This is a genomic window from Lactobacillus helsingborgensis (assembly GCF_000970855.1).
Classification (GTDB): domain Bacteria; phylum Bacillota; class Bacilli; order Lactobacillales; family Lactobacillaceae; genus Lactobacillus; species Lactobacillus helsingborgensis.
Window position 1 is genome coordinate 57,949 of record NZ_KQ034047.1, and the last position, 18,807, is coordinate 76,755.

The following is an 18,807-nucleotide window of genomic DNA, read 5'->3' on the forward strand; positions in this document are numbered from 1 at the left end:
TTGAATAACACGTTGTTTTCTATAAGCCGTTTGCGCTCATTTGCTTAAGAGTCAATTCCAAATGTTCCAGTACCCGCTTTTTGCCTAAAAGTTCCATTGCTTCTCCAATTCCGGGACCAACCATTGACCTGGTCGTAGCAATTCTGATTGGCATAAATAAGCGTCTACCCTTAATTCCCGTTTCCTGACGAGTTGCTTGAACAGCGTTCATAATTTGCGGAGCAGTAAACCGGGGGATTAAATTAACTTGCTTTTTAAATTCTTCAATTACCGGTCTGGCATCATCGTTACGAATTTCTTCAATTTCCTTGTCACTTAAATCTTTAGGCGCAGCGAAAAATATTTTAGCCAAGTCAACAATTTGCTTGGTGTAAGACATCTGCACAGAATAAATATTCACTAATTGTCTAACCCATTCCATCTTTTCAGGGGTCGGATCGTTTTCAACCAAACCTGCTTCCTGCAAGTTATTAAGTGCCAAATCTAAGAGCGTATCACGATCAGCCTTTTTAATATACTGGTTGTTAATCCACTCCAACTTCTTCTGGTCAAAAGCTGCTGGTGAATTTGACAGACGTGAAGGATCGAATTGCTTGATCAATTCTCTCTGGCTAAAGATTTCGTTTTCACCTACCGGTGACCAGCCGAGTAACGTAATAAAATTAAACATTGCATCAGGCAGATAGCCAAGGTCTCTGTATTGCTCGATAAACTGTAAAACAGATTCATCACGCTTAGAAAGTTTCTTACCGGTTTCAGCATTAATAATCAAAGTCATGTGACCAAATTTGGGTGGCTGCCAGCCCAAAGCTTCATAAACTGCTAATTGTTTGGGCGTATTTGAAACGTGATCATCCCCCCGCAAAACATGGGTAATTTCCATAAGGTGATCATCAATTACAACAGCAAAGTTATAAGTTGGCATGCCATCCCGTTTTTGAATGACAAAATCGCCACCGATTGTGTCGGATTCAAAACTAAGATGTCCTTTAACAATATCATCCCAGGAATATGTTTCCATTTCTGGAATATGGATACGAACAACCGGTTTTAAGCCCTTTGCTTTTGCTTCTTCTTGCTTTTGTTCAATTTCAGCAGCAGTCATACCTTCATATTCATAAGTATAGTGCGGTGCGATTCCCATCGCACGTTGTTCTTCACGCTGTTCTTCTAGTTCTTCCTCAGTTTTATATGAATAATAGGCTTTACCCTCATCAATTAGTTGCTTAATATACTTGTTGTATATATCTTTTCTTTCAGATTGACGGTACGGACCATAGTCTCCGCCTTTATCGGGTCCTTCGTCCCAATCAATTCCCAACCAATGTAAGTTTTCCATTTGTGACTTTGAGCCACCTGCAACATTACGTTTCTGGTCAGTATCTTCAATTCTTAAAACAAAAGTCCCCTTATTATGACGCGCAAATAAGAAATTAAATAGCGCCGTCCGTGCATTACCAATGTGTAAGTGCCCTGTTGGACTTGGGGCATACCTTACTCGAATTTTTTGTTTAGCCAAAATTCATGCCTCTTTCAAAAAGTAAATATAAACAATTTAAGTTTACGCGTAATAGCAAAAAAGTTCAATATTCGTTACCCTAAAACCACTTTTAAGGCTTGCGGGATACTTGCAACTGGAACCACTTCAATTCCCGCGTTTTTAAGACTAGCACGCATATTGTGTTTCGGAATAAAAATACGTTTGAAACCAGTCTTAGCAGCTTCTTTAATACGCGCATCTATTTGATTGACTCTGCGCACCTCACCAGTTAAGCCAACTTCGCCCACAAAACAGTCCGTAGGTAAAATTTCCTGATTTTTATAACTTGATGCAATTGCCATGACAACTGCCAAATCAACTGCCGGTTCGTTCAAACGAATTCCCCCAGTGGCAGTTAGATAAACGTCTTGATTTTGCAGCATTAAGTTGCCTCTTTTTTCCAAGACAGCTAGCAATAGTCCAGCTCTATTGTAGTCAATCCCCGAAGTGGTTCTTTTTGCATAACCAAAAGCAGTCGGTGTCACCAGTGCCTGAATTTCCGCCAAAATTGGCCTTGTTCCTTCAAGCGATACTACTATCGCGGAACCGGTAGATTTGGGCAACCGTTCATCTAAGAATACGGCTGAAGGATTAGTTACTTCCTGCAAACCTTTGTTAACCATTTCAAACATGCCGATTTCATTTGCGGCACCAAACCGATTTTTAACAGAATGTAAAATACGGTAGGCATGATGTTCATCACCTTCAAAATAAAGGACTGTATCTACCATGTGCTCCAAAATTTTAGGACCTGCAATCGCACCTTCTTTTGTCACGTGGCCAATAACAAAAACGGTAATCGCATCCATTTTAGCAATTTTCATCAATTCGCTTGTGACTTCCCTTACTTGTGACGCCGAACCGGTCATCGAGTCAAGACTGGGTTCATTCATGGTCTGAATGGAGTCAATCACGACAAAATCGGGCTCTAAATCAGCAATTTGCTGACGGATATCTTCCATATCTGTTTCCGGATAAAGCATCATGTCATTAGCAGGAAGACCTAAGCGATCTGCACGGAGCTTGATTTGATTAGCAGATTCTTCCCCTGAAACATACAGTACTTTATATTGATCAGCCAATTCGCTCATGATTTGTAACATTAAAGTTGACTTACCGATTCCAGGATCACCACCGATTAAAACCAGTGAACCGGGAACAATGCCGCCGCCTAAAACCCTGTTCAGTTCTGCCATACTTGTTTTGATGCGCTCTTCTTTTTCAGCCTTCACATTCCCCAATTTAACCGGTTCGCTAATTCCGGTTTTCTTGATGAGCCTGCTGGGACTGCCTTTAGTTGAACGGTTTTGCACTGCTTCAGTTTCTTTTTCAAACTGATTCCAAGCACCACAATTAGGACAGCGTCCTAAATAGCTGGCAGAGATATAACCACAAGAACGGCATTTATATTTTGTTTTCAGTTTTGCCATTTAGCTTCCCTTCTTATTTGTTGAGCCAAAACCACTTATTCTTTGCCTATTAATAGGAAGATCATTATCTGACTTTAGATAATGAACGAAAATTCCTTGACCTATTCGTTCACCCTTGCGAATTTGAATAGGTCTAACACCATAATTAATTAATTGAACAAAAATTTCCCCTTCATTTTGATCATTATTATAATAATCTGAATCAATAACTCCTATTCCGTTTGGTAGCGCCAGATTTCTTTTAAAAGTGTTAGAAGAACGATTTGCTAGTAATAATACTTCGTCTTCCGGCATGTATGCTTTTACACCCGTAGGAATTAGAAATGGCTTGAGAACGTGCTCTGCCATTTCATAGTCTTGTTCGTATAGCTGGTGACCATTTCTGATTAGACGAAAAATACGCACAAAGTTAAGCCGCCAAATACTGGGAAGCAAAACATCTTTAGCCGCCTCTAAATCATAACCAGCACTGGCAATAGTCTGCCTTCTTGGCAAAGTAATATTTTTATTATGGTATTTAGATACTACCTCAAAGCCCCTTATTTTATTCATGCTGTCTCCTTTAAAAATCTTCAAACACTATTTTACATTAATTTGCGGATTATATTTTAAATCTAATATAATTAGTTACGTAAAAATTATTTCATTTTTTGAAGGGAGATTAAATGTTTAACATAGATGACCCCCACCAGTGTTTTCGAGAAGACGATGATCAGGGAGAAATGATCTGTCATTGGACGATGGATAAAATTGAGCGTAAAGATGCTACTGTCTGGATCATGAATCACCTTTTTATTAATCCCAATAAAGATAGTAAAAAGATTTTACACGATCAAATGCAAACAGTAATGTATATTGCTCAAAAATCGCAACTTCCTGTGTGGCCGCTTGATCCAGTAGTTATCAATTATTTTGATGAACATCCTGAATTTGCTGGCATTTGGTATCATCGTCCAAATTCAGAAAACAAATCTATTTAGAAACTAGTTTAATGAAATTAGAAGGTTAGAAACAAATATTTTTTTAACGATAATTAAATTTTCAAGGATAGACTACTTTAAATATATAAGTTAAAATAATATTAATTTGTTTAAGGAGGACTTATTTACATGACAAAAGAAATCACAAATGCAGCCATTGATAATTTTACTAAAGACTTAGCAAATCATGCTGGTATTAACATTGCCAGCCACGCTGCGCAAGAGAATGGCATTTTCAAGGCCAGTCAGAATTTACAATCAAAAATTGATTTGACTCCAACTTTTTCCGTTGAAATTAACACGGGCAAGCCGGCAGACCAGAAACAATCAGGTCGTTGCTGGATGTTTTCCGCATTAAACACTATGCGTCACCCGTTACAAAAAGAATATAAGATTAAGGACTTTGAATTATCCCAAAATTACACTAACTTCTGGGATAAGTTTGAAAAGTCAAACTTCTTCTTTGAGAACGTTATCGCTTCCGCCAAGAAACCTCTTGGTGACCGTAAAGTAAGCTTCTTATTCGCTACCCCACAACAAGATGGTGGTCAATGGGATATGCTTTGTGGCTTGGTTGAAAAATACGGGATTGTACCTAAATCAGTTTATCCGGAAACTGCAAATTCAAATAGTTCTGGCGCTTTAAACGATACTCTGAATACTCTTTTACGTAAAGACGGTTTGGAACTACGTGCTTTAGTTAATGCTGGTAAAACAGAAGATGAAGTTGAACAACGTAAAGCTGAATTTTTAAATGATGTCTTCAGAATTTTGGCAATCTCATTAGGCGTGCCACCAAAGAAGTTTGACTTTGAATACAAAGATGATGATGGTAACTATCACCGTGAAGCTGGCATTACTCCTAAAGAATTCTTTGACAAATTCGTAGGCATGAACTTAGAAGACCATGTTTCAATTATTAATTCACCTACAGATGATAAGCCATACCACAAAGTATTTTCAGTTGAATATTTAGGTAATGTTGTTGGCGGTCGCCAAGTTCGTCACCTTAATGTCAAAATTTCAGAAATGAAAGATTTAATCATTAAACAACTTAAAGCGGGAGAAGTTGTTTGGTTTGGTTCAAATGTTGGTAAAGATTCAGAAAGACAGCTCGGCTTACTTGATACCAATATTTACAAGCGTGACGAGTTATTTGACGTTGATTTTTCAATGTCTAAGGGTGATAAACTTGATTCTAGCGAAAGCATGATGGATCATGCTATGGTTATTACCGGTGTTGACTTAGTAGATGACAAGCCAACTAAGTGGAAGATAGAAAATTCATGGGGAGAAAAGCCTGGCTTTAAGGGCTACTTTGTAATGAGTGACTCCTGGTTTGACCAATTTGTTTACCAAGCAGTTATCAACAAGAAATTCTTACCTGATGATTTAAGAGCAGCTTTTGATGAAGGAGCTAAGGACCCGATCCAATTATTACCATGGGACCCAATGGGTGCTTTGGCTTTTAAATAAATTCATTACCGTTGAAAATTAATTAAAAAGCACTGAGAAAGTTTTCTCAGTGCTTTTTTATCTATTTTCAGATTAATACAGCCTGTATTAAAAAAATTTAATTTAGCCCTACTTCATTAATAAAACGCATAAAGGCTGCTTCGCCCTCTGTTGTTTGCTTGAAAACACCGGCATCTGCCAAGACGCTAGCAAAGACTAGTCCCAGTTCACGTTGCAAAATTTGCTTAACGTTTGCGCTATTAATTTGATATTTAGTCTTAATATGACGAGTCCAGTCAAGATGCATTGGGGCAATATCATTAGGTTGGTCGAGTAAGTACTTTTTGACCTCAAGTAATTCAGGTTTTAATCGTGGTGGAAAGATTGCCAGACCCATTACTTCAATCAAACCGATATTTTCCTTTTTGATATGTTGCACAGCGGGATGCGGGTGAAAAATGCCATCAGGATATTTGGCAGAAGTTTGATTATCACGTAAAACCAGATCAAGCTCATAAGTCTGGCCGTGTAAACGTGCAATTGGCGTGATTGTATGATGGGGAATGTGCTCTGTAAACGCCCGAATATCTACCTTTTCATCACTATAATTTTGCCATTTGCGTAAGATCTTATTTGCTAATTCGACTATGCTTTTTTGGTTTTGACCACGTAACCGAATCACAGACATAGGCCATTTGACTATGCCAGCTTCTATATCACTAAAACCAGCAAAACTTAGTTTTTTAATAATTGGCGCCTTTTCCATTGGGAAACTGTGTCTTCCCCCTTGGTAATGCTCATGCGCTAAAATCGAACCTCCGACAATTGGCAAATCAGCATTGCTACCGGCAAAGTAACCAGGAAATTTGCTGACAATCTCCAGTAAGTTTACAAAAGTCTGTTCACTTATCTTCATTTTTTCATGAACAGGTGCCAAGAAAATACAGTGTTCGTTAAAATAGGCGTAAGGAGAATATTGAAAGCCCCAAGTTTCATTTCCGAGCTTAAAGCGAATAACACGGTGATTTGTCCGAGCAGGGTAATTGCTATGTCCGAGATATCCCTCGTTTTCCATGCACAACTGACATTGTGGGTATGAAACAGTCTTTTTATATCTGGCAGCGGCAATGTCTTTAGGGTCTTTTTCAGGCTTAGACAGATTTATTGTAATTTCCAGATCACCGTATTTACTTCCCGCAGTAAAATATATGTTTCTAGCAATAGCTCTAGTCTTAATGTAGTCACTTGCTTTACTCATTTGGTAAAAATCAGCGATCGCTTTTTGTGGTGAAAGCTGGTAACTTTCCCAGAACTTTTGATTCACTATACTTGGTCTAGGTACAATAAAATTCAATAATTGTGCGCCCAAGATATCGTAAGCAGAATTGCTGTTTGCAATTAACCCATTATTCTGAGCAGCAACAATTAACTCGTCTTTCAGATCAAGCAGATTGTCACTCGTAGTTTCAACTTTCAGCGCTTCATCGCCTACGAGCGCCAAAATTCTGTTACGCAAATAAATACGATCAAGTTCAGTAAAAGCGCTATTAGCAATTATTTGTGTGATAAATTCTTCAACTAAATTCTTTTTACCCATCTCAAATCCCGTTTATCGTAAAACTTTCGTACCGTCAGCAGTTTCTGCAATATAAAATGAAGGTAGGTAGCCTATTTTTTCTTTATATACGGTTGCGACTTGTTTCTGAAAGTCTTCTACCCGATTTTTAGCAACTAGTGCGATGGCGCACCCACCAAAACCGGCTCCGGTCATACGTGCTCCTAGAACACCAGGTTGTTTCCATGCGGTATGCACTAACGTATCTAGCTCTTTACCGGTTACTTCGTAATCATATTCCAAAGAAACGTGCGAAGCATTCATTAAGTGACCAAATTCAGTTAAGTCACCCTTTTGTAGTGCCTTTTCAGCGTTTAAAGTACGCTCATTTTCCCAGACTGCGTGACGGCAACGCTTAAGCAATTTTTCGTTTGGCAAAAGATAACTGTTTTCATCAAACACTAAATCATCTAACTCTCCCAATGATTTAATGTCTAGTTTTTCCTGCAAAAATCGCAGACCCTTTTCGCATTCAGTCCTGCGTTCATTGTACTTTGAGTCTGCCAGAGTACGTTTTTTGTTAGTGTTCATAATGACAATCACATTATTTTTCAGGTCTAAAGGTACTAATTCGGATTTTATTTTATCAGTATCAAGCAAAATGGCATGATCCTTTTTACTCATAGCCACCGCATATTGATCCATGATGCCAGAGTTAACACCGATAAATTCATTTTCGGTTTTAACACCCATTTTCACAATGTCTAATTTGGCAAAAGACAACTGGTATTGATCTTGCAATATGACGCCAATTAACATTTCCAAGGCAGCAGAGGAAGATAGTCCCGCACCATCAGGAATGTTACCGTTAATATAAATATTTAAACCATGTTCAATTTTGGCGCCACTAGCAAGCATAAAGTGTAACATGCCTTTAGCATAATTAGCCCAAGAATCTTCTTTAACAAACTTCAATCCATGGAGGTCCGTTTCAACTACTCCCATATCGGCAAAGTTTGCTGAATAAAAACAAAATCTTTCATCATCACGAGGACTAGCAGCACCATAAATTCCTAAAGAAATGGCACATGGAAAAACGTGCCCACCATTATAATCAGTATGTTCGCCAATCAAGTTAATTCTTCCGGGAGAAAAATAGCAGCCAGTAGGTGTCTGATGATAGACATTACTAAATTCTTGCTTAAGTTCTTCAATCTTCATTTGTATTCATTTCCTTCTAAAAGCGCTATCAAAATGCTGACAATTCAATTATACTTCATTATAATTCACCAGCAATGTTTGAAAGGAAATTCCCAATATTTAAAAAGAGTTTCGGTTTTCCGAAACTCTTTTCATAGTTGTTACCAAATATGCAATAACCTGTCAGGTTGTAATTTGCTTAGATTGAATTGGTGTACATGTTGCGGCTGACTTTGGGGAAATACCTCCAAAAAGTCAGCGGGATTGACTAGCCCCGTCGAATAGGACCAAACACTTTTTACTTTTTTAATTGGATCAAGCATTTCATTTCTAATAGGATATGCCGAAATTAAAAAGTGCTTGTGATGAAATTTAAATACAAAAAACGGTAACCGAAATTGATTAACAACTTCATCTTGAGTTTTACCAATTGTCACAACATTTCTGTAAGTACCATATTTTTCAGTAAAAAGATCGTTAAAAGAAAAATAAAAGTTAGAAATATGCACATGGGGAAAATCTTCTTCCGCAACCTTGTCTGGCACTGCTACTACATGTGCAAAATGATCTAAATTACTTTCCTTTTGCGAAAGTGCCTTACCTAATTGATTAGGTGTAATAACGTGTGCCCATTCCGGCAGTGTTAAATTTTCCTGATATGATAAATACATTTCTCTAATGACACCCGGCTTAACCCAATCGTATTGCCTGCGAATCTCGTTGCGATTAAGCAAATTACGCAAACTCTTATGGTACATTAGATCAACAACAAATAATTCGTAACGATAACGTTCAATCCATGGTTGATAATGCTCAATATTCTCAGGAAAAATATGCGTACTATCTACTATAACCGTTTCGCCACGTTTCATCTTTTCTTCTACCAGGTAATCCACCACTTGCTCCGTGCGTTCATTCGCATAGCGCGGAATTACTTGATGTAAGCAATCGGTATCTTCTTCATAATAATAGGTTAAATTCGCCAATAACAATCTAATTTGATCACGACTAATCGCGTATGGCTGTAAGTGATGACGAGAAATAAAAGAAGATTTACCGGAGCCTGGTGCGCCTCGTAATAAAAATATTTTACGCATTCCTCTACTCCAAACTAAGAATGATAATTCAAATGATATCGTAATAAATTTTAACATACATCTGAAAAATTCCTTACTAAGAACCAAAGTCAATGTAAAATCTTTTTATCAATTATTTCCAATTGCGGATTGAAGGTATAGATGATAGGCTCCGCATTGGGTACTTCTAATTTTATAATATCTTGATCATTGATATTTTCTAGTTTTTTGATTAATGCACGCAAGCTTGAACCATGTGCCACAATTAATTGGTCTTCTCCCATTTTTAGTCTATTAGCAACATGATCCTGATAATAGGGCCACACTCTAAGTTGGGTTTGATAAAGGCTTTCAGCACGTGGTAACAGGTGATAGTCACAACTGGCATATCGTCTGGAGCTAACTTTTTTACCTGCAGGTGGAATTGCATAAAAACCACGTCGCCACTCTAATACCTGCTCCTTACCAAAAATTTTTTTCGATTCTTCTTTATTAATTCCCCGTAAATTGCCATAATGTCTTTCATTTAAACGCCAGGTCTTGGTAAGCGGTAAATATAAAAAATGACAGGTATCCGCTACGATATTTGCGGTGACAATCGCTCTCATTAAAACCGAAGTATGAATATGCGTAGGGTCATATTGTGGTATCAGATTTATTAAATTACCGGCTGCTTCAGCTTGGGCTCGGCCTTTTGCAGTCAAAGCAACATCATTCCAGCCAGTATAGACATTTGACTTATTGGCAAGACTTTCTCCATGTCTCAAAAGCACCAACTTTACCATTTCACTTCACCCAGTGCATTACTATTAAGACCAATCCGCTAATTGTAAAAATTATGCCCAACACCATAAAAGGTGTAGCACCATGGTTATGATTGCGATATCGACGGTTGTAAGCATAAGCAATGTCATAAAGTCCAACTATCAACACGATTACTGCAGTAAAAATACTAACTCTCAAAATTATTTTTTCTCCTAGCTACTCACGACTACGATCAGTTACAATCATTTTATCATTTTTTCCACGGTTACACTCTGCTTGGAAGTTGATATGGTTAATTCCCAAATCTTTTAACTTAGAACTAATTTGTTGCGTTAATTGCTCGAATTTTCCAGCTGTTAAATCGGGATTAACATTGACATGTGCGTCAAGCATGACATAACGGTCGCTATAACGCCACACATGAACATGATGAATATTATTTATTTCAGGAAAAGACAAGACAATCCGATTTACTTCGTCTAAATCAATATCTGGATTAGATTCCATTAAAACATTGGCAGCTTTACCAGTTATTTCAAAAGCTTCATGAAAGACAAAAATAGATACTAATAAAGTCATTAACGGATCAATCCAGCTGATGTGCCAGTAGTAAATAAAAATGGCGCCAATAACAACTGCTACACTAGACAGAGCATCGCTTAACATATGGACGAAAGTAGAGCGGACATTTAAATTCTTTTGACCACTTTGTCTCATTACCAGCATTGAAACAACATTAGTAAGAAGTCCAATAATAGAAACAACAAGCATAATTCCGCCACTAATTTCGGTCGGTTGCCAAAACCGTTCAATTGCTTCAATAAATAAAGCAATACTGATTAAAATTAAAATTATACCGTTAGTAAAAGCTGCTAGCGTTTCTGCTCTATCATAACCGAAGGTCTTCTTCTTATTCCTGCTTCTATTGCTAATAACGTGCGCAACAAATGAAATGACAATAGCACCTACATCACTCAGATTGTGGACCGCGTCTGATAACAGCGACAATGAACCTGAAACAAAGCCACCAATAAATTCAGCGACTGTAATAATAATATTTAGTACTGTCACGTAAGCATACCGCTTTGTTGTATGATCCTTCATCTTTTTTTCCCTTCAAGTCTTAATAACAAAAAAAGTCCTACTATTATGCAGGACTTCACATATTTTCAGCATCAACGTTATAATCAACAATTTCAAAATCACCATTCTCATGGAGTATACCACGGGTAACACTGCCATTATTAGGAAAAATGATATCATGTAAACCATCGCTCTGGTTCCAGTATTTAATAGCCAATGTTTTAATAAAATCTCCGTGTGAAACTAACAAAATTCTTTTGTCACCTACTGCTAACTCATGTAACACGCTAATTGCCCGTACCATTCGTTCATCAAGCTCTTTTTTATTTTCAGCCAAATGACGAGGATCAGCTTTTTTAGTAGCTTCCCGAAATTCATATATTCCAACTTGATTGATAATTTTCGTTACATCTGTTTCAGGACCAATACCTGCTGCTAAGGCAATCTGCTTCCAGGTTCCTTCAATGTCATCACCTTCAAAGGAACCAAAAAATACTTCTCGAAATTCTGGTAACTTTTTAATTTTACCTATTTCTGATACCTGATTAGCAGCTTTCATCAGGTGTACAGTATCTATGGCACGCTTTAAATCGGAAGAATACATATCGTCAAAATGCACCTGGCTTAACGCCTGTGCAGTTATCTTCAAGTCATTAATGCCCTTGACAGTCAAAGGAGAATCACACCATCCTTGAACTTTGTTTAGTTGGTTAAACATTGTTTCACCGTGGCGTACAAAATAAACTTCTGTTGCCAATTTGCATTCCCCTTTCTATTATAACGTGCTTTAAACTATAACATATATGCCTTATAAATGAAATACCCTGCTTAAATAAAAGCTAGAGCCGCAATAGAAACATGGATGTAACAAACAAGAAGTGTATGTAAAATATCCATACCAAAATGACTAATATACATACCCTCGATTAATCAATATTGCAACGCAAAAAGTTTTTGTGATAAAGCTTTTATCGTATTTATCTAAAACAGTTAACCTATCTTATTTGCCATTCCAGAAAGTGGTGACACATACAAAAAACAACAGTTCTTCTTACTTAGAACTTTATTACCAACTTTAGTTTTACTACTTTTACACCTATTTTAAAATGATTAAGAAAATAAAACCCCACAATATAGATTTCAGTCTCTCATTGTGGAGCTTTTTCATATTTAAATTATGCTACGCATTTTAATAACCTTTTTTACTAAGCGAATAAGAATAACAAGTTATTAACAAAATAACTATAATAGTGACGGATATAACCGTCCAATACATTTCCCAATAAGAAGTTAGAAGCAGAACAATGCCGCTGATAAAAAAGATCCATCCGGCAAATCTGTGTGTTTTACGCCAATTTTCCGTATTATTCAAAGTCCATGGTAATCTAATGCCAACGACATGATTGGGACTAACTTTAGGTAAATAATTACCAAAAATAATAAAGAACAGGCCCAAAAAAGCACTAAGTATAAAGGAACCTTTTACTTTATGACCCAGTGCATAGGCATAAAGTGACAGATTTACGATATTAGTAATAACAGGAACAAGCCAAAGCGTAATATTAACTATCTTAAAATCAAGATTTTTGGTTTCTTTTTGATTGCGTAAGATCAAAAAGACCATTACTTGAAGGATAATTCCCAAAAAAGGCAGACCAATAATGACCCATAATTTATTGCTAAAAGCATTTGGCATATTAGTCATCCCAAAGTGTGTAGCCATTTTTTGCGGCAAACGATTATATAAAAATATTCCGGTCAAAACTGGAAATAAAATTAGCAGAAGCGAGATTAGTTCAGTTTGACGAATACTATTCTTTTTCATCATGATCTCCTTTCAAATCAACCAGCCAACTCATAATTTCTTCTATAATAGAAGTGTTTAGCGAATAATAAATAAAGTTTTTTTCATGTTCTTCTTCAATTAAATCAGCCTTTTTCAGCATATTAAGATGGTAGGAAATAGTAGCTTTTGTCATATTAAAATGATTAGCAATGTCTCCTGCCGACATTGGTCCATTTTTTAAAAGCTGCAATATTTTGCGACGCACTGGATCGGACAATGCTTTAAAACTAGTTTCAAAACTCACATTAGTTTCCTTTCTATTTAGACAAATATCTAATTAGATATTTGTCTAAATAGTATCATTTTTTTATAAAAAAGCAATGACTAACTATTATAAAATTATGTTTTTTAGTGATGTTTGAAGTAAAAAACAGTTTGGCAGTTTTTTTATTTAGAACACATAAATGATATAGATTAATCCTCAGCTGCTGTTTTAAATAACGGTTTGTCCGCAAAAGTATCATTAAACCCTGTAAGTTTGATTTTAATGAGCTACTTTAAATCGCTATAGTAGATCGCTATAATGCAGATAGGTATTGGGAGAAAGGAAATTAAAATTGGCAAAATTTCAAACATTAATTTTTATTCTTGAGGGCAGTTTATTAGATGAAAAGATTGCTGAACAAAGTGCATTAAAGCAAACTTTAAAGTCAACTGGCAGAGATTTTGGTCCCAGTGAACGTTTAAAATATAATTCTGTACGAGAAAATAATAAGTTGCTTGGCTTTGAAGACCGCATACAATTAATTTTACAAACATTTTTTCATGAAAATTGGCAAGATGCAGGGCAGATTTTTATCAAAGAATTACAAAAGCAAAATCGCTTGAATAAAGAAGTATTGCCATTTTTAAACAAAGTTAACTGCAAGGTTAAACTAATTCTGCTGGCAAAAGAGAACAAAAAAGTAGCATTACAGCGCATGAAGAACACAGAGTTGGTAAATTATTTTCCGTTTGCTTATTTTAAAGATGACTTTACGGAAAAATTGCCACATAAAAAAGTTTTGACCACCATTTTGCAGAAACAAAACTTGGCGTTCGCAACTAGTTTAGTAATCGGAACTGACTTAGCAGATGAAATTCAGGCTGCAGAGAATGCCAAAATACAGTCACTCTGGCTAGCGCCTAAGAAAGTAAAAATGCCGATTAGCCCGCACCCAACTTTACATTTAAATAAATTAAACGATTTATTATTTTACCTAGAATTAAGCTAGTTTATAATAAAAGAAAAGGATTGTGAGGTAAAACAAATGAAAAAAGTAGCTGTAGTTTTTGCCGATGGCTGTGAAGAAGTTGAAGGACTAAGTATCATTGATGTGTTGCGCCGTCTTGGCGTTCAAGCTGATATGGTCGGATTAAATAACACTGCTGTTAATGGTGCTCATAACATCAAACTTACCTGTGACAAAACAGTTGATGAAAGTTTACTTGACTATGACATAGTGGCGTTCCCTGGTGGCGCGACTGGCGCAGAAAATTTGCGTGACAATGAAAAGCTCGCAGATTTAATGGTTAAGCGGCACGAAGAAGGCAAATGGGATGCTGCAATGTGTGCCGCTCCTATTGCTCTGGCCCGTTATGGCGTTATAGCTGATGCCGATTACACCTGTTACCCTGGCTTTGACAAACAAACAAAAAAGGATGCTCCTAGCGGACACTTTAAAGAAAACATAACTGTTACAGATGATCAGCATAAGATCATTACCAGTCGCGGCCCCGCAACTGCTTGGGCGTTTGCTTATGCAATTGCTGAGGCGCTTGGCATTAATACCAAAGATTTAAAGGCTGGAATGTTATATGATTATCTGGCTGAGAATATTCAAGACAGTTTGTAAAGTCAAATATGTGATCATAAAAAGGTGAAGCATTTTGCTTCACCCTTTTATTTTGCCATTATTATTGCTCAGAACTCAGACCACTATTTGAGTTAATATTAGGAGCAGAATAATTCCCCTTCTAACTACCAAAATTCAGTTATGAAAAGTGTATTGGGGCATTTTATGCAAATAAGTCAAATTCCCTGTGGATACTTCAACTGCAATAAGATACGTAAAATTATGCAAAATAGGTTGGTGGTTTGCTACAGCTAAATTTTTGACAGTTGTCATATCGTTCTCCTTCATATCAGATAGTAGAACGAAATTTTTAATAAAAACTCCGTTCTTTTTCTACATTAAGGCGTCTATCAGCTAGCTTAACCAGCAGGGAGAGATTTTTGCAATAAATTATCATTTGCTAAAACTTTCTTCTTTTAAATAACAAGATCTCCTTAATTTCACATTTTGCAAACTATGCAGCAGTAATAATGTTAATTACCAGCTTTTACAGTCTTTGCATTATTTAACTAGCAGTCAAACCGAGAACAACTCACATAATTTTTTACTTCATTAACTATAAGATTATTCATAAATAAAGGTATTTTTTTAAGCAACATATTAAATACATGATAAAATTAAATTACGCTTAAAAAGGAAAGATTATAGGAGGTATGATTATGTGTACGACTATTGCGATTAAGTCAGATAGTGGTGACGTTTTTTGGGGACGCACAATGGATTTTACGTTTGATCCGTTTAAACCCAGTGCAGATAGTAAAATGACTACTTTTCCCGCTAATTATGAATTGAACGGACTGCATCAAAGCTGGACTACCAAATATCCTTTTATGGGGATTAATGTCAATGACTCACTTTTCTTTAACGATGGTATAAATAGCGCTGGCATTGTCGGAGATGCTCAATTCTTAGAAGAAGCCTCTTGGGATTCAGTAGCCAATCTTAAAAAGCGCGGATTAAAACCGATAATTGGTGAAGAAGTAGTTGCTTACGTCTTAAGTAATTTTGGCAGTATTGCTGAAATTAAAGAAGCATTCAAGCATTTGGGTCAAGAAAAGACCAACTATCCTGATTGGGAGGATGCAGACACCGGCATCCCTACACCAATTCCAATGCATTATACTTTCAGTGACGCCAGTGGTAAGAGCGTAATTTTAGAACCGGTTAATAACGGCGCATTCAAAATTTACGACGGTATCGGTGTAATGACCAATAGTCCGGAATATCCTTGGCATCTTGACAATCTGCGTAATTACCTGCAATTAACTAACCATAATTTAGGTCATCACCAGATTACCGATCAACTAGACATTAAACAAATAGAAAGTGGGTCAGGTTTATTAGGATTGCCTGGAGATTATACCGCACCATCGCGTTTTGTTCGAGGAACATTTATTTCTAAATTCCTAGCACCATTTCATTCTGATCAAGGAATTCCGCAATTATATAATGTCTTTAAATCAGTCATGATTCCACGAGGATTAGAGCATCTTCACGAAGGTGAGGATAAATGTGATTATTCTGGTTACTGGGCAGGATATGATGTTTCCAATAGAAGTTTATATATTCAACCTGAAGATTGCCCAACAATGACAAAATTTGTTCTGGATTCTGAAACAACGACTAAAATTACACAGCCTATTCAGCATGACTTTAAAGTTTTGGAAACTAAGAAACAAAAGGCCTTAGCTTAAATACTTAATTAACGATATTTTAATAAATATAATTATTTTATATTCATAATTTTAAAAAAAGGAATAATTACAGTTTAACTGTAATTATTCCTTTTGACGTTCTCTAAAAAATATATTCTTTAATTAATTTTATTTTGATACAATCACTGATATATACTGTCACATGGTGCGTTAAAAAAGATTCATTTGTTCTCCCTTTTTGCTTGATCTATTCTTCGTATCCTTTTGTAACCAAATTAAGTTTGAATTTTTTTGATCCATTACGGAAAGCTTTTTTATATTTTCTAAAGCAACATCTTTTTTATATAGCATAGAATCAGGTAATACAATGCCGTCACAATTTATTTGATTATTTTCCTTTAGCTTTTTCAGATCTAAATAGGGGTTCGCTTCCCAAGCATCGTGTCTATTATTTAAATTTTCTTTTATTTTTTTCAAATTAGAACTATTATTTGTTTCACTATCAGGATGATAAATATGAATATACACAGGTATATCAACTTTTTTTAGATAGGTTTCCATTACTGGTTTTACATCAGCCCACGATAATCCTCCATTTTTTATACCCAATTGAGGAAAAGAAATTGATTTGATGCCTTTTTTCTGATAATCTTTCACAAACTTTTCTAGACCCAATTCTATATACTCAATTTTTGATTTATACCGCCAATTTTTTTTAGTTGGAAAGTTTAAAACCCACCGATACCTGTACTTACCAGTTTCTTTTTTGCGATATATTTCTGGTTCTTCTTTGCTAAGCTGCAATTGACCTACTTTAAGTTTATTATTTTGACACAAATAACGATATTTTCTATACATATCGGGGTAGTATTTTTTAAATTCTTTTGCTAAGCCCTTACCCATTATTCCAACTGTATTAACTGTATTAACTAAAGTTTGTGCTGGAGATAAAAATAAATTTTCATCCGTATAAATAATCATTAAATTCAGCTTTCTATATCTTTTATACTATAGCTTTCTTCAACTTGTTTTAAAATTTCTTTTTCTTCCGGTTTCAAGAAATCTATTGGCTGATCGTCTTTTCCTTTACAATACCAATCATTTTCCCCAACCTTACGATAAATTGTAAAATATTTATTATTATGATAGATCCTAGAATAATATCTGTTATTATCTCCTTTAGACCATTTATTGACGTCTAAAATCCAATCAGGATCATGAAAAACGCCAACTAGCTTTTTTTCATTGTTAATATCATTGACAAAAACTTCGGTTCTCTTTAAGTTATTTACCGTAACATTAAACATTCCTTTGCTTTTGCCGTTGTTCCATTTTTTAGTGTAAGTATAGGTAGAAAGCTTAGTTATTTTATCATTTTTTTCTACCTTAGTTAAACATTTTGGATACATTGTATGTGAAGTAGGTTGAACATTTTTCTTAGTGACTAGCATTCCAGCATCATGGAAAAACAAATCAGGTTTGACAACAATTTTATCCTTATACTTATCAATATCAATTTCTTCATGTTGTTCTTTTTTACTGAAAAGTTTAGCATTATGTTCGGATAACATTGTCAGTAAAGAAAGTTTTTCAATTTCAGTACGAACATATATTTTTTTAATATCTCCAGGAGAAAATTTCAAATAATCTTTCATAATGAATTCTGTCTGTTTAATATAATTTTTGCTGTTATAATCATCATAGATATCAGTAATATTCTGCTTTAAACTTGATAAGTCCTTATCTATTTCATCTATAAAGTTTTCACTTATACTACTGCCTGCCAAACTTCTTTTAGTTACAAAACCACCTAATTCCAGAAAATGTTTCAAACTAAAGGTAATAAAAATTGGTACTGGTAAATGGGCTGGCCTTTTCACCCATAATTCTCCGTTTCTTAATAATCGTTTATTTTTTTCTCCTGTCTCACCAAAAATTCCTTCATTACGGTACTGCGTCGGAGTCTTTGGCCGTAAATAGAAACGAGCATAGTCATGAACCCATTTTTTGGTCAGTGATTCATTTACAAGTGTCGAGGCATTGTCATTTACTGATAAATTATTTGTACGACAATAATTCTTTGATCCAATTTTTGAAAAAGAAAGAATATTGGCCATGTTATTAATATCAGTGAAGTGCCAAATAAGACCCGTAGTATTCCCTTTTTTACTAACATCCATATACCAACTTTTGTCCACATTTTTTTGTGAATTTGAAAGAATTTCAAACGCATCTCGATAATTTTTTAATGCCTGATTAGATAAATGACTATTCATTTTCGTTATCTCCTTCATAATCTATATAATTATTTATATAAATTAAAATTCTAATTATTATTTTACCTAGATTATGATAAGACTTTATACTTCAAAATAGCTTTATTTGTT

20 protein-coding genes are annotated in these 18,807 nt (G+C 35.5%); 5 read left to right on the forward strand and 15 right to left on the reverse strand.

The window, feature by feature from the left end:
* Window positions 1-19: 19 nt before the first annotated feature.
* The 3 genes from gltX to JF73_RS06220 form a co-directional block, all read right to left on the reverse strand.
* Complete coding sequence (gene gltX, locus JF73_RS06210; protein ID WP_038523597.1) at window positions 20-1,519, reverse strand: glutamate--tRNA ligase; 1,500 nt, start codon at window positions 1,517-1,519, stop codon at window positions 20-22.
* Between the two features lie 74 nt (window positions 1,520-1,593).
* A complete protein-coding gene (gene radA, locus JF73_RS06215) occupies window positions 1,594-2,970 on the reverse strand; it encodes a DNA repair protein RadA (RefSeq protein WP_046327455.1) in 1,377 nt (458 codons plus the stop codon).
* A complete protein-coding gene (locus JF73_RS06220; protein WP_046327456.1) occupies window positions 2,971-3,522 on the reverse strand; it encodes a dCTP deaminase/dUTPase family protein in 552 nt (183 codons plus the stop codon).
* Window positions 3,523-3,635: 113 nt separating this feature from the next.
* Here JF73_RS06220 and JF73_RS06225 point away from each other — a divergent pair, with 113 nt between their 5' ends.
* Window positions 3,636-3,950 (forward strand): hypothetical protein, encoded by a 315-nt coding sequence (locus JF73_RS06225; protein ID WP_046327457.1) that lies wholly within the window; start codon window positions 3,636-3,638, stop codon window positions 3,948-3,950.
* 129 nt (window positions 3,951-4,079) lie between these two features.
* Window positions 4,080-5,426, forward strand: coding sequence for an aminopeptidase C (pepC, locus tag JF73_RS06230; protein WP_046327458.1), 1,347 nt, complete (start codon window positions 4,080-4,082; stop codon window positions 5,424-5,426).
* A 97-nt stretch (window positions 5,427-5,523) separates the two neighbouring features.
* On the opposite strand, the gene galT is transcribed toward pepC, so the two are convergent.
* The 9 genes from galT to JF73_RS06270 all read right to left on the reverse strand — a co-directional run bounded on the left by galT (window position 5,524) and on the right by JF73_RS06270 (window position 13,174).
* Complete coding sequence (gene galT, locus JF73_RS06235) at window positions 5,524-7,002, reverse strand: UDP-glucose--hexose-1-phosphate uridylyltransferase (protein WP_046327459.1); 1,479 nt, start codon at window positions 7,000-7,002, stop codon at window positions 5,524-5,526.
* Between the two features lie 12 nt (window positions 7,003-7,014).
* Window positions 7,015-8,181, reverse strand: coding sequence for a galactokinase (locus JF73_RS06240; protein ID WP_046327460.1), 1,167 nt, complete (start codon window positions 8,179-8,181; stop codon window positions 7,015-7,017).
* A gap of 140 nt (window positions 8,182-8,321) precedes the next feature.
* On the reverse strand, window positions 8,322-9,257 hold the full coding sequence (locus tag JF73_RS06245; protein WP_038523616.1) for an AAA family ATPase: 936 nt from the start codon (window positions 9,255-9,257) through the stop codon (window positions 8,322-8,324).
* Between the two features lie 89 nt (window positions 9,258-9,346).
* Window positions 9,347-10,021, reverse strand: coding sequence for a 2,3-bisphosphoglycerate-dependent phosphoglycerate mutase (locus JF73_RS06250; RefSeq protein WP_046327461.1), 675 nt, complete (start codon window positions 10,019-10,021; stop codon window positions 9,347-9,349).
* Window position 10,022: 1 nt separating this feature from the next.
* Window positions 10,023-10,199, reverse strand: coding sequence for a hypothetical protein (locus JF73_RS09635; RefSeq protein WP_222711717.1), 177 nt, complete (start codon window positions 10,197-10,199; stop codon window positions 10,023-10,025).
* Window positions 10,200-10,217: 18 nt separating this feature from the next.
* Entirely contained in the window at window positions 10,218-11,105 is an 888-nt protein-coding gene (locus tag JF73_RS06255) for a cation diffusion facilitator family transporter (RefSeq protein ID WP_046327462.1), read from the reverse strand.
* A gap of 55 nt (window positions 11,106-11,160) precedes the next feature.
* Complete coding sequence (locus JF73_RS06260) at window positions 11,161-11,841, reverse strand: histidine phosphatase family protein (RefSeq protein ID WP_046327463.1); 681 nt, start codon at window positions 11,839-11,841, stop codon at window positions 11,161-11,163.
* A gap of 432 nt (window positions 11,842-12,273) precedes the next feature.
* Window positions 12,274-12,909 carry an SdpI family protein gene (locus JF73_RS06265; RefSeq protein WP_046327464.1) on the reverse strand — a complete coding sequence of 212 codons (636 nt, stop codon included), beginning with the start codon at window positions 12,907-12,909 and terminating at the stop codon, window positions 12,274-12,276.
* A complete protein-coding gene (locus JF73_RS06270) occupies window positions 12,896-13,174 on the reverse strand; it encodes an autorepressor SdpR family transcription factor (protein WP_038523630.1) in 279 nt (92 codons plus the stop codon). Before JF73_RS06270 ends, JF73_RS06265 begins: the two co-directional genes overlap by 14 nt.
* A gap of 313 nt (window positions 13,175-13,487) precedes the next feature.
* Here JF73_RS06270 and JF73_RS06275 point away from each other — a divergent pair, with 313 nt between their 5' ends.
* Window positions 13,488-14,144, forward strand: a complete 657-nt coding sequence (locus tag JF73_RS06275; RefSeq protein WP_046327465.1) for an HAD family hydrolase — start codon at window positions 13,488-13,490, stop codon at window positions 14,142-14,144.
* Window positions 14,145-14,180: 36 nt separating this feature from the next.
* Window positions 14,181-14,765: a DJ-1 family glyoxalase III gene (locus tag JF73_RS06280; protein WP_046327466.1), complete on the forward strand. Its 585-nt coding sequence runs from the start codon at window positions 14,181-14,183 to the stop codon at window positions 14,763-14,765.
* Between the two features lie 135 nt (window positions 14,766-14,900).
* Here JF73_RS06280 and JF73_RS09715 read toward each other — a convergent pair whose 3' ends face one another.
* On the reverse strand, window positions 14,901-15,038 hold the full coding sequence (locus tag JF73_RS09715; RefSeq protein WP_179853385.1) for a hypothetical protein: 138 nt from the start codon (window positions 15,036-15,038) through the stop codon (window positions 14,901-14,903).
* Between the two features lie 386 nt (window positions 15,039-15,424).
* Between JF73_RS09715 and JF73_RS06285 the strand changes: the two genes are divergently transcribed.
* Window positions 15,425-16,459: a linear amide C-N hydrolase gene (locus tag JF73_RS06285; protein ID WP_046327467.1), complete on the forward strand. Its 1,035-nt coding sequence runs from the start codon at window positions 15,425-15,427 to the stop codon at window positions 16,457-16,459.
* A gap of 171 nt (window positions 16,460-16,630) precedes the next feature.
* Here JF73_RS06285 and JF73_RS09330 read toward each other — a convergent pair whose 3' ends face one another.
* Both JF73_RS09330 and JF73_RS06295 read right to left on the reverse strand, forming a co-directional pair.
* Window positions 16,631-17,401 (reverse strand): macro domain-containing protein, encoded by a 771-nt coding sequence (locus JF73_RS09330; RefSeq protein WP_052727779.1) that lies wholly within the window; start codon window positions 17,399-17,401, stop codon window positions 16,631-16,633.
* A 5-nt stretch (window positions 17,402-17,406) separates the two neighbouring features.
* On the reverse strand, window positions 17,407-18,696 hold the full coding sequence (locus JF73_RS06295; RefSeq protein ID WP_046327468.1) for a DarT ssDNA thymidine ADP-ribosyltransferase family protein: 1,290 nt from the start codon (window positions 18,694-18,696) through the stop codon (window positions 17,407-17,409).
* Window positions 18,697-18,807: the final 111 nt, after the last annotated feature.

Coding starts and splice junctions, on each gene's coding strand:
- radA (WP_046327455.1), bottom strand. CDS start 2,970: ATGGCAAAACTGAAAACAAAATATAAATGCCGTTCTTGTGGTTATATC.
- JF73_RS06220 (WP_046327456.1), bottom strand. CDS start 3,522: ATGAATAAAATAAGGGGCTTTGAGGTAGTATCTAAATACCATAATAAA.
- JF73_RS06225 (WP_046327457.1), top strand. CDS start 3,636: ATGTTTAACATAGATGACCCCCACCAGTGTTTTCGAGAAGACGATGAT.
- pepC (WP_046327458.1), top strand. CDS start 4,080: ATGACAAAAGAAATCACAAATGCAGCCATTGATAATTTTACTAAAGAC.
- galT (WP_046327459.1), bottom strand. CDS start 7,002: ATGGGTAAAAAGAATTTAGTTGAAGAATTTATCACACAAATAATTGCT.
- JF73_RS06240 (WP_046327460.1), bottom strand. CDS start 8,181: ATGAAGATTGAAGAACTTAAGCAAGAATTTAGTAATGTCTATCATCAG.
- JF73_RS06245 (WP_038523616.1), bottom strand. CDS start 9,257: ATGCGTAAAATATTTTTATTACGAGGCGCACCAGGCTCCGGTAAATCT.
- JF73_RS06250 (WP_046327461.1), bottom strand. CDS start 10,021: ATGGTAAAGTTGGTGCTTTTGAGACATGGAGAAAGTCTTGCCAATAAG.
- JF73_RS06255 (WP_046327462.1), bottom strand. CDS start 11,105: ATGAAGGATCATACAACAAAGCGGTATGCTTACGTGACAGTACTAAAT.
- JF73_RS06265 (WP_046327464.1), bottom strand. CDS start 12,909: ATGAAAAAGAATAGTATTCGTCAAACTGAACTAATCTCGCTTCTGCTA.
- JF73_RS06280 (WP_046327466.1), top strand. CDS start 14,181: ATGAAAAAAGTAGCTGTAGTTTTTGCCGATGGCTGTGAAGAAGTTGAA.
- JF73_RS09715 (WP_179853385.1), bottom strand. CDS start 15,038: ATGACAACTGTCAAAAATTTAGCTGTAGCAAACCACCAACCTATTTTG.
- JF73_RS06285 (WP_046327467.1), top strand. CDS start 15,425: ATGTGTACGACTATTGCGATTAAGTCAGATAGTGGTGACGTTTTTTGG.
- JF73_RS09330 (WP_052727779.1), bottom strand. CDS start 17,401: ATGATTATTTATACGGATGAAAATTTATTTTTATCTCCAGCACAAACT.
- JF73_RS06295 (WP_046327468.1), bottom strand. CDS start 18,696: ATGAATAGTCATTTATCTAATCAGGCATTAAAAAATTATCGAGATGCG.